The following is a 10,884-nucleotide window of genomic DNA, read 5'->3' as shown; positions in this document are numbered from 1 at the left end:
ACAGCGAAGTGTTTACGATAGATATGGCAAAGAGGGGCTTCAAGGCATGGGCGGCGGAAGAGGTCGTTCTTCTGGAGGGTTTGATGATTTAGGTTCAATCTTTGAAGAGATGTTTAACGGTTTTGGGGGCTCGTCGCGCCGTCGCCAAAATCCAGCAGATACGGAGAAGTATCCGCTTGATATGAACGTCGATATGACCATCAGTTTCAACGAAGCGGTATTTGGTTGCGAAAAAGATATAGAGTTTAAGTACAAAAACTCATGCAACAGCTGTAAGGGTACGGGTGCAAAAGACGGCAAACTCTCCACATGTCATCAATGTAGAGGGCAAGGTCAAATCTTTATAAAACAGGGTTTTATGACATTTTCTCAAACCTGTCCTGTGTGTCATGGAAGCGGTTCTGCACCCTCAGCGCATTGCGGTAGCTGTGATGGCAAAGGGTATCATGAGGAAAAAGGCAATGTAACCATTAAAATCCCAAAAGGGATTGACAGCGGTAACCGCCTCAGAGTCTCAGGAAAAGGAAATATCGGCAAACGCGGTACAAGAGGCGATTTGTATGTCACTTTTAACGTAAGACCCGACAAGCACTTTCAAAGAGACGCAAATGACGTCTACATCGCAATTCCTGTATTTTTTACTCAGGCTGTTGCGGGAGAGAGCCTCACTATTCCTTCACTAACGGGAGAACTTGAGTTAAAGCTTGATATCGGCACAAAAGATAAGCAGCAGTTTGTTTTTAGAGGCGAAGGTATCGAGGATGTTCACGGTCACGGTAAGGGAGATCTCATCGCACAGGTAAACATCACCTACCCTAAAAAACTGACTGACGAACAGCGCGAACTCCTTAGCAAACTTCAAGAGTCTTTCGGCATAGAGTCAAAACCGCACGAGAGCGTTTTGGACTCTGCCATCGAGAAGATGAAAAACTGGTTTAAATAGGGAATCCTCCTGTTTAAATCAAAATGTAAGCACCTGCTTACTACCTACAACCCAATCTGATAGAACCTGCATTGTTGAGGATATTTTCTCATCAAAGTATGGTTCGTTTTTAAAGATACCGCATCTTGCGTTACATGTTCCGCAAGCTTGCAGTGCAACTCCATCTGCATAAAGCTTTTTTAGCATTAAAACCAAATCATGGTCATAACTATCAGGCTTTTGCGTTTTGTCTCTTGCTAAATCAACCGCATCATTCATCAAAAAAATGTTTACTTCTTCTGCATTTTTATGTAGTGTTGAAGCGAGACGCAGGGCATTCCACGTAACATCGCTTCCATCGTAAGGCTCATGGTTCAGAATAATCGTTATCATTTTTTATCTCCTATTTTGCTATTTTAAAAACGCCCAATCCAGTTTTTACGCTATAACCAGCTTTTGCCCAATCTTGAATCCCGCCTTTGAGATTTTTGGCATTTTTGTAGCCCATCTTCTTTAATGTTTGAGCCGCAAGCGCACCACGACCGCCATTTCTGCAGTAAGTAACAACAGGAGTCTCTTTGTCTTTGATTTTATCCTCTATCTCCCACTCTAAATTACCGCGGGTAATTGAAATTGTATTTACTGATGCAAAGTCACTAAAGAGGTATCCTTCTGCCCTTTGTTCAGTCTCTCTTACGTCAAGAATAATGACCTCTTCATCCTCTATCATCTCTTTTAGTTGCTCAGGGGTCACTTCACCCGCCTCTTTTTTTGCCTCATTGATAAGCAGCATTTTTCCACTCTCTTGAGCGTACAAACCGCTAGAGAGCAGTAGCATTAACAATAACGTTGCATGAAACATCTTTCCTGATACTTTTTTCATAATCTTTTCCTTCAAGTATTTGCTTATTTAGGCATTTAACTAAATACCTTTTGGTATGATATAATTATCTAAATAATTTGTCAAGGAAAATAGATGCTCGATATGCAACAAAAAATCAAGATTTTCAAGGCCCTGGGTAATGAGACCCGTTTTCTAATCTTTAAAAATATTTTTACCGGCGGCTATGTCTGCTCTATTGACAAGAAGAATCCTAAAGTAAAAGTAAATCCGCATGCTACCTGCGTATCGACGATTGCCGAGCACTTTGAGTACTCACTGCCTACAATATCCAAACATCTGCAACTGCTCCGTGAAGCAGGCATCATAAAAATGCAAAAAAAGGCAAATAAAATATATATTGAGCCTAATATTGAAACGATAAGAGAGCTTGGGGGATGCTTTACAAACCTAGTTGAAAACTTCGAGAACAACAGAGAACTCTTTTTTGATGACGTTGTTTTAAAGTAAGCTTTGTGATAAACTTTTATATTTCAACAAAAGAGCAATTTTAATGAATAAAGATCATCTCAAAAAGAAACTATCCGGGCTTGCACTCTCCATGTTTAGAAAAGATTTTTTCGGCATATATCATGGTTCTATCTCTGCAAAAACTGAATCAAACCGCTTTGTAATCAATACTAAAGAAGCCATATTTGACGCGCTTGATGAGAGTTCACTTATAGAGCTTTATTATAAAAAAGATTACAGATGGAACCAAGCGAGTATTGACTCAAATATTCATCACAGCATCTACTCCCAAATATCCGACGCTAAATTTATCTGTTTTAGCATGCCCCCTTTTACAACGGCATATTCGCTAGACCACAATATCATTACCCCAAAAGATTATTTCGGATATAAAGAGTTGGGTTCCATTGAGATAGTTGACCCTAGGAGCTTTGATGACTGGTATGAGAGAGCAAGCAGTGAAATTGCCTACTATTTTCAGAGTAAAAAAACAGACATCATGGTTATTAGAGGTTATGGAGTCTATACTTTTAACAGAGATGTTCATGAGATGGCAAAAAAAATTGCCATTTTAGAGAAGAGCTGTAGACTTCTTCTGCTGGATAACACGAAAAACGACTCTGCTTTTGATTAAACTTCTATTTAAGAAGACTCTTTATAGCTGAGTAAGCGGTGTCCATCATCTTGTCGCACTCATCTTTTGTGATAACATAAGGCGGCATAAAGTAGACTACATGCCCAAGCGGGCGTAGCAAAACACCGTTATCAAGCCCGTATTGATATACTCTAAGCCCTATTCTCTCCTCAGGTTTGTACCCTTTTAACTCCACTGCGCAGATCATGCCGGTCTGTCTGATGGAAGCCACATTTTCAAGCTCTTGAAACTTCGAGAGTTTTTGGGACATATACTCAGCTGTTTTTCTATTTTCCTCTATAACGTTATCTCTCTCAAAAATATCAAGCGTCGCATTTGCAGCAGCGCATGCAAGGGCATTTCCGGTATAACTGTGGGAGTGCAAGAATGCTTTATGTTCGTTATAGTCACAATAAAATTTGGCATATATCTCATCTGTTGTTAGTACAACCGAGAGTGGCAGATAGCCGCCTGTCAACCCTTTTGACAAAACTATAAAATCAGGTGTTATGTTAGCGCTCTCGCACGCAAACATCTCTCCCGTTCTTCCAAAACCAACCATTACTTCATCGGCTATCATGTGAATGTCGTAACTGTTACAAATGTCACGCACCAAAACTAAAAACTCTTTATGGTACATGTGCATGTATCCTGCACCCTGAACAAGCGGCTCAAGTATAATAGCGCTTATCTCATCCGCCCTCTCTTCACACAGCTCTCCAAACGCCAAAGCTGCCTCTCTAGCCGACTCTATACTCATATCTTTTGGAACAGGTGTCTGAACGGTTCGGATAAGAAGCGGCTCGTAAGTATCTTTGTAAAGTTTCACATCGCCCACGCTAAGCGCACCTATTGTCTCGCCGTGGTATGAGTTACTCAGAGAGACAAAAAGTTTTCTATCTTTACCGCTATTTTTATGCGAATGAAAACTCATCTTTAGTGCGACTTCAACGGCACTTGAGCCGTTGTCGGCATAGAAGCATTTACTAAGTCCCTTTGGTGTTAGTTTTACCAATCTCTCAGAGAGTCTCACTACCTGTTCATGTGTAAATCCTGCCAAAATAACATGCTCTAAAGTATCTAGCTGCTCTTTGATTTTTTCGTTAATATAACTGTTAGTGTGCCCAAAAAGATTGACCCACCAGCTGCTAACGGCATCTATATAAGAGTTGCCCTCAAAATCTTCCAGGTATACTCCATGAGCCTTTTTTATGGGAATTAGTGGGAGTGTCTCATGGTCTTTCATCTGCGTACATGGATGCCACAAAACCTCCAAGTCTCTCTTTTTTAACTCTAAATTATTCATATACTATTTTTTTAACTCAACGGCTTCATACTCTGGAGTAAGCTCAAGATTCGTACATACCAAAAGTCCGTGAAGCCCCATCTCTGCTCCGCTTACATCAAAGAGCTCTTCGCCATCTTTGCCTAAAAAAATAAACTTCTCATATTGATGATTGTCCCTATCGATATATTTTGAGTAAACAACATAAAATGCCTCTTTAAATTCAGGCATCTTTGAGCAGGTATGAATATACTTCTCACACGCCTTGTCTATGCTCTTTATCTCTAACACATCCGATTGAATTGTATTTAGCAATACCTCTGGCAGTTTTGGCAGCTCTTCTTTAATGTTTGAATATTTTTCTATAGTGTTCATATACAAATCCTTTCTCAACTCTTTGTTGATAAATTTTACCACCTTTTAATTAACACTCATATTTAGTTACTATCACCTTAAGTTCTCTTTATCAAGGTTTAATACGAATTTACCTAAAATTACAAAAATATCATAAACAAGGCTTGAAACCGATGATCACATGGATGCAAAGACATAAAAAATATCTCATAATAACTATTTGGATTTCTACTATCGCTTTTGTCGGTGCCGGCTTTGTCGGATGGGGTCAATACAGCTATGGAGATAAAGCCGGAGCAATTGCAAAAGTAGGTAGTGTTGAGATAACAATGGGAGAGCTTCAAAAAAGTTATTCAAATCTTTACAATCAATACTCACAGATGTTCCAAGGAGAGTTTGATGAAGAAAAAGCAAAAAGTTTTGGTCTAAAATCACAGGCTCTTCAATATCTAACACAGCAAGCACTCGTCCTCAACCTGGCTAAATCTTATGATTTGCAAATCAGCGACACAGAACTTTTAGATGAGATCAAAAAGCAGGATTTTTTCCACAAAGATGGTGTTTTTGACAAAGAGATATATAAACAGGCTCTATTAAGAAATAACCTAAGCATCAAAGAGTATGAGGCTGACGTAAAAAAAGAGCTTCTTATCAAAAAAACATTGAAGCTTCTGCCTGTAGAGGTGCAGGAGAGTGAAAATAAAATCTTAAACACTGCAATGAATATCGCAGACAAGATAGAGTATAAACTCTTAGATGTAAGCCAAATAAATGTCGATACATCTGATGCTTCCCTAAAACCTTTTTGGGAGAAGATGAAAAACAGCTTTATGAGTGAGGTGAGTTATGATGTAAAGTTCATCAAACAGCCAAAACTCTCACTTGAATATGATGATGCTACAATCGCTCAGTACTATGATGAGAACAAACTGAGCTTCAAAGACAGCGAGGGGAAGATACTCTCTTTAGAAGATGCAAGAAGTATGGTTGTTAGTGAGCTTAATGCAAAAGAGACTAAAAAAGAGGCATTAAGAGGCTATATAGCGCATAAAAAGGGAGAAGTTAGCGAGCAAGAGATAAAAAATGCGACCATCTCTCTCTCAAACAACCCTTTTGGCAAAGACGCTATTGATGTAGTATCTGGTTTAACTCCTCTCTCACCATTTTCTAAACCTATAATGGTCGGTGATGACTATTTTACATTTGAACTTGTAAAAGTTAACCCATCACAACCAAAAAGCTATGAAGATGCCAAGAGTGAAGTTACTGCTATGTATGCAGATCAAGAGAGAAAAATAAGAGTCTCAGAGCTGGCAAAAAACTCATTTGCTACATTTAAAGGCAAAACGACCGATTTTATAACGGTTAATGATTATAACAAGCTAACAGATCTAAGCGAAAATGATGCGAACGAGTTCTTAAACACTCTTGTTACTAAAAACTCAAAGAGAGGCTATATTGCTCTTGAGAGCGGAAACGTTGTTATGTATAACATCTTGGAACAAAAGCTGCTTGAGAACGATAACAGCAATCAAAACGATGTTATCGCTAGATTGAAAAGTGCTATGTTTAACGAAGGGTTGATTAAAATCCTACAAAACAAGTACAAAACTGAGATATTTATCGAAGGACTATAAGTTGAGCAGAACTGTTTTAGCCATAGATATTGGTTCGACAAAAATATGTGCAATTATCGCAGAGATAGCTGACGATAACTCCATAGCTATAACAGGAGCGGGAACTTGCAAGGCACAAGGTCTCAAAAAGGGAAGCATAACAAATATAGAACTTGCTTCAAGATCTATAAGAACTGCTCTCAATGATGCAAAAAGAGTCTCGGGCAGCGAGGTAAAAACTGCCATAGTCTCCATTTCAGGCGCTTACACAAAAAGCTTGAACTCCAGCGGTATAGTAAATATTCAAAACAAAGAGGTTAGTTTTAAAGAGATAGAGCGTGTCATGCAGACATCTCTTTACAATGCCAATATTCCAAACGAATACGAAGTACTTCATGCTCTTCCTTACAACTTTAAAGCAGACGATCAAGACTATATAGAAGACCCTCTTGGGATGAATGCTTCAAGACTTGAGGTTGAGACGCACATCATCACAACACAAAAATCAAACCTAAACAACCTAAGAAAAGCTGTTCGCGGCGCTGGCGTTGAAGTTGAAAACATTGTCCTAACAGGGTATGCATCTTCAATAGCAACACTTAATGAAGATGAAAAAGAGCTTGGCGTTGCCGTTATTGATATGGGCGGAAACACAAGTAATATTACAATTCACGCAGGCAACTCCATCAGATATAACGATTTTTTAGGAGTCGGTTCTAACCATGTGACGAGTGATCTCTCCATGGCGCTGCACACTCCGCTCAATATTGCAGAGAGCGTAAAACTAAACTACGGCTCACTTCTAAATCCAAGCAGCGACCTAATAGAACTCCCGATTATTGGCGATGAAAATACAACACACGAAGTCTCTCTTGAAGTCGTGCATAATGTAATCTATGCAAGAGTTGAAGAGACTCTTATGATTTTAGCTCAGTTTATCGAAAATAGCGGGCTAAAAGATAAAATCGGAGCAGGCATAGTTCTTACAGGCGGATTCTCCCAAATGGAGGGGATGAGAGAGCTTGCCGTTGCAACATTCGGCTCTGTGCCTGTGCGTCTTGCAAAGCCAAAAGAGATGGATGGTCTTTTTGAGAACCTTCGCTCACCGGAGTACTCAAGCGCAATCGGTCTTGTTATGTATGCAGCATCTGCATACACTCAGTACGAAATAGACGTAAACAAAAGAGTTAGACACTCAAACGAAGTTCTTACGGGTCACAGCAGCATAAATCTAACCGAAGAGCCTGATATCTCAACACCACACCTCCAAGAGAGTCATAAAAAAGAGGGTATTGTTTCAATATCTATGAAAAAGAACAAAAAAGAGGACGAGGCTGGAGCCTTTAGTAAATTTTGGAACTGGGCAACACAGTTATTTTAAGGAGAGAATATGGAACCGTTTTTAATTGAAGAAGCATGTGGAATAAATGGAGCAAGGATTGTGGCTGTAGGCGTAGGCGGCGGCGGCGGTAACATGATAGGACACATGATCAAAGAGGGTGTTACCGGCATTGAGATGATTATGATAAACACAGACGCTCAAGCATTAAAAGAGACTGTCGGTGCAACAACAATCCAAATAGGCGTAAAGCTTACAAAGGGTCTTGGTGCAGGTATGAAACCTGAAATCGGCAAAGAGTCTGCGCTAGAGAACTACGATGAGATAAAAAAAGCTCTTGAGGGAGCTGACATAGTATTTATCTCGGCAGGTCTTGGCGGCGGAACCGGAACCGGAGCTGCTCCTGTAATTGCAAAGATTGCTAAAGAAGTAGATGCCCTAACCATCTCTATCGTCACGAAGCCTTTTATGTTTGAAGCCCCAAAAAGACTCAAACTTGCTAAAGCGGGACTTGAAGAGCTTAAAAAAGAGAGTGACTCTATCGTAGTTATTCCAAACGATAAGCTTCTCTCTATTATTGATAGGAAACTGGGAATTAAAGACAGTTTTAAAATAGTTGACAGCGTATTGGCTCAAGCTGTAAGCGGAACAGCAGGCGTCATTCTCTCTACAGGTTCAAACGACATCAACCTTGACTTTGCCGACTTAAAAACGGTTATGAGCCATAAAGGCATGGCGCTTATGGGTGTGGGCGAGCATGAGGGAGAAAATGCGGCTTATGAGGCTATTAAAGCGGCTATTGAGTCTCCTCTTCTTGATAATGTTTCAATAAACGGAGCGATGGGTGTTTTGGTTCATTTCCATATGCATCCTAACTTTCCTATGATAGAGACATCTGAAGCTATGATTGTAGTCCAAGAGAGTGCGCATGAAGATGCAGATGTTATCTTTGGAACTTCAACAGATGACTCTCTTCCTGAAAACTATGTAAAAATCACAATAATTGCAACAGGTTTTGAGAAAGATTTACATGCAGGTTCAAATAACGAGAACTTTGTAAATGAGGCTCCGACTCCTGTGACAAAAATCCGCCCAAGACTGGTTGTAGGCGGTGATCTAGACGGCAGTCACTTAGATATTCCCTCATATATGAGACAGCAACAAGATTAAAACTTTTTTAGTTTTTTTTGCAACGCTTAAGTAATTAAGTGTTGCTGTTGCGCACTATTTTTTACAAAAAAAGAGAAAAAATGAAATTTTTATTTACGACACTGTTTATAATGTTTTCTGCTTTTGCCTCAGAAATGCAGCTACAAAGCGGAGAACTTTCATCACAAAACATGAAAAAGCAAAACAGAGAGATTGCTAAATTAGCTGCCCAAGAGTTATCAAAGGCACTGCCCTCAACAATCGATAAATATACAAAACTCAGAAGCATCAAAGCAGACAACAGCACGCTTGTTTATATATTTGAAATTGATATCTCCCCAAAAAGTGATGAAAGTGTAAAAAAAGAGGATCATAGCAGAATGAAAGAGGCTGTAACTCTAGGTGTTTGCAGAAATTCTAAACGCTTTTTAGACGCAGATATTTCAATCCAGTATATATATAACAGTGCCCACAGCAAGGCAGAACTGTTTAAGTTCGATATAAACAAAGAGATATGTTTTAATACCCTGCAATGAATAAAAACATCTCCTCCAAGGAGCTTATCTCCTCTTTAGATTTTTTTTCATCTCTTGATAAAGAGCAAATAGAACTTTTATCATCTATCTCAGTCATACACAACTACTCTAAAGAGTATGTTGTATATTATGAGAAAAAACAGAACAACTCTCTTTTGTATCTTTTAAAAGGGTTGGCAAAAGCATATAAAATAGACAAACATAATAATGAAATATTTTTATACTATATATATGAAAACTCTCTAATAACTGAAATATCAAACATAAAACAAGGCACGCTTAACTCTTTTGCAAATGTAGCACTTCTAAAAGATTCTCAAATACTTCAAATAGATTACAAAAAATTTAAAGAAGAGTTTCTAGACAAAGGCTTTCTCTGTTCTGAGTTCATCAATGAAATTATTTTAAATTCCCAGCAACTGCAGTCACTCATAAATAGAGAGTTTATCTTTAACTCTACTGCAAAAGTCGCTATGATGCTATATGATGATTTGGATATATTCAACAATTTAAAAAGAGCAGAAATATCACTTATCCTTCATATACAGCCGGAGACACTCTCAAGAGTTTTGAATATACTAAAAAGAGACAATATCATAGATTCTAAAAATGGGAAGATAGTAGTTTTAGACAAAGAAGCTCTAATCTCTATCTATGAGGAGTAAAACTTGAAAAAAATTAAAATTGTAGGCGCACTAATATTTGTTCTATCAATTACGCTTGCAACTCTTTTTAGCTACACGTCAAAAAGCATTTCACAACATAATGATTTTATAAACACAATGAATGAACAAAAAGATTTTACTCAAGAGATATCAAAAAATATTTTTTATATCTCTAAAAATCCAAATAGCTCCACACAAACACTCGACGACTCCATAAGAAAATTTTTAGATGTTATGAATTACAGAGAACAAAATATTATAACAAATGAAAATATTGCGAAACTATGGAACGATTTTTATCTTAATGTACAAAATTTCAGAGATCAGTTCAAAAACAGATCCATCTACTCAAATATTTTATTTGAAAAAAGTGTAAAAGAGATCTATAACACCAACTTAAAACTTATTTTAGAATTTAACCATATCATTCAAAAAGAAAAAGAGAGTTTTGAAGAAAAACAGCAGTTCTACAAATATATTCAATATTTACTTTTTATTTTTTTAGTACTACTTCTTCTATACTTATTTACCGAGTTAAAAACAGTTATCGCTTTTGTACAAAAATTTCTATCTGCCTCAAAAGAGATTATTTCAAATGCATCAATCAAAGAACTAAAGCCTATTGAAATAGAGAATGCCGGTACGGATATAACGCAAGCAAAAGACAATTTTAATTCACTTGTAAAAAAAATAAACGACTCCATAGAGTACTCTGAAAATACTATAGAATACACCTACAAATCGTTAGAGGCTACAGAAAAACATATAGAGAATCTAGTAGAGTTAATATATGCTATGAACGAAAAAACAAGAGATAAAGAGTTAAGAAAAAAAGAGGATGCCGTAATACAATCTCTTGAAGAGTTGAGTTCAACAGCTATAAAGTTAAAAAATTTAAAAAAAGATTTAGACGCTCTCATTTTATATTCTAAACTTAAAAAATAAAATTAATTAAATAATTTGACCTTAATCAAATTATTACTACTCAAATTAAACTACCATTTTGTTATTAATGAAATTTAAGGAGAATATC

At 37.5% G+C, this 10,884-nt stretch carries 13 protein-coding genes; 9 read left to right on the top strand and 4 right to left on the bottom strand.

Going from position 1 to position 10,884, the window contains the following annotated elements; translation table 11 throughout:
* The coding region (locus RQ763_RS04875; RefSeq protein ID WP_314151527.1) for a DnaJ C-terminal domain-containing protein at nt 1-943 on the top strand (943 nt) is incomplete at its 5' end.
* Between the two features lie 18 nt (nt 944-961).
* Here the strand turns inward: RQ763_RS04875 and RQ763_RS04870 are convergent.
* Nucleotides 962-1,315, bottom strand: coding sequence for a DsrE/DsrF/TusD sulfur relay family protein (locus RQ763_RS04870; RefSeq protein WP_314151526.1), 354 nt, complete (start codon nt 1,313-1,315; stop codon nt 962-964).
* 10 nt (nt 1,316-1,325) lie between these two features.
* The gene (locus RQ763_RS04865; RefSeq protein WP_314151524.1) at nt 1,326-1,805 is read right to left on the bottom strand and encodes a rhodanese-like domain-containing protein; all 480 of its coding nucleotides are present in this window, start codon (nt 1,803-1,805) and stop codon (nt 1,326-1,328) included.
* A gap of 93 nt (nt 1,806-1,898) precedes the next feature.
* Between RQ763_RS04865 and RQ763_RS04860 the strand changes: the two genes are divergently transcribed.
* Both RQ763_RS04860 and RQ763_RS04855 read left to right on the top strand, forming a co-directional pair.
* Nucleotides 1,899-2,273, top strand: a complete 375-nt coding sequence (locus RQ763_RS04860; protein ID WP_314151523.1) for a metalloregulator ArsR/SmtB family transcription factor — start codon at nt 1,899-1,901, stop codon at nt 2,271-2,273.
* Nucleotides 2,274-2,316: 43 nt separating this feature from the next.
* Entirely contained in the window at nt 2,317-2,907 is a 591-nt protein-coding gene (locus RQ763_RS04855; protein ID WP_294927057.1) for a class II aldolase and adducin N-terminal domain-containing protein, read from the top strand.
* A 4-nt stretch (nt 2,908-2,911) separates the two neighbouring features.
* Here the strand turns inward: RQ763_RS04855 and RQ763_RS04850 are convergent, their stop codons facing one another.
* Both RQ763_RS04850 and RQ763_RS04845 read right to left on the bottom strand, forming a co-directional pair.
* Complete coding sequence (locus RQ763_RS04850) at nt 2,912-4,213, bottom strand: adenosylmethionine--8-amino-7-oxononanoate transaminase (protein WP_314151522.1); 1,302 nt, start codon at nt 4,211-4,213, stop codon at nt 2,912-2,914.
* A gap of 3 nt (nt 4,214-4,216) precedes the next feature.
* Entirely contained in the window at nt 4,217-4,567 is a 351-nt protein-coding gene (locus RQ763_RS04845; protein WP_314151521.1) for a hypothetical protein, read from the bottom strand.
* Nucleotides 4,568-4,719: 152 nt separating this feature from the next.
* Here RQ763_RS04845 and RQ763_RS04840 point away from each other — a divergent pair, with 152 nt between their 5' ends.
* The 6 genes from RQ763_RS04840 (at nt 4,720) to RQ763_RS04815 (ending at nt 10,796) form a co-directional block, all read left to right on the top strand.
* Nucleotides 4,720-6,183, top strand: coding sequence for a peptidylprolyl isomerase (locus RQ763_RS04840; protein WP_314151520.1), 1,464 nt, complete (start codon nt 4,720-4,722; stop codon nt 6,181-6,183).
* A gap of 1 nt (nt 6,184) precedes the next feature.
* Entirely contained in the window at nt 6,185-7,543 is a 1,359-nt protein-coding gene (gene ftsA, locus RQ763_RS04835; protein ID WP_314151519.1) for a cell division protein FtsA, read from the top strand.
* Between the two features lie 9 nt (nt 7,544-7,552).
* Nucleotides 7,553-8,671: a cell division protein FtsZ gene (gene ftsZ, locus RQ763_RS04830; RefSeq protein WP_294927042.1), complete on the top strand. Its 1,119-nt coding sequence runs from the start codon at nt 7,553-7,555 to the stop codon at nt 8,669-8,671.
* Nucleotides 8,672-8,751: 80 nt separating this feature from the next.
* Complete coding sequence (locus RQ763_RS04825; protein WP_314151518.1) at nt 8,752-9,186, top strand: hypothetical protein; 435 nt, start codon at nt 8,752-8,754, stop codon at nt 9,184-9,186.
* A complete protein-coding gene (locus RQ763_RS04820; protein WP_314151517.1) occupies nt 9,183-9,851 on the top strand; it encodes a Crp/Fnr family transcriptional regulator in 669 nt (222 codons plus the stop codon). The genes RQ763_RS04825 and RQ763_RS04820 overlap by 4 nt, the downstream gene beginning before the upstream one ends.
* A 3-nt stretch (nt 9,852-9,854) precedes the next feature.
* Entirely contained in the window at nt 9,855-10,796 is a 942-nt protein-coding gene (locus RQ763_RS04815; protein WP_314151516.1) for a hypothetical protein, read from the top strand.
* Nucleotides 10,797-10,884 lie beyond the last annotated feature (88 nt).

This window comes from Sulfurimonas sp. (assembly GCF_032250635.1).
In the GTDB taxonomy this organism is placed as follows: domain Bacteria; phylum Campylobacterota; class Campylobacteria; order Campylobacterales; family Sulfurimonadaceae; genus Sulfurimonas.
Note: the sequence above shows the minus strand (reverse complement) of the source record. Positions and strands in the feature narration are given on the sequence as shown.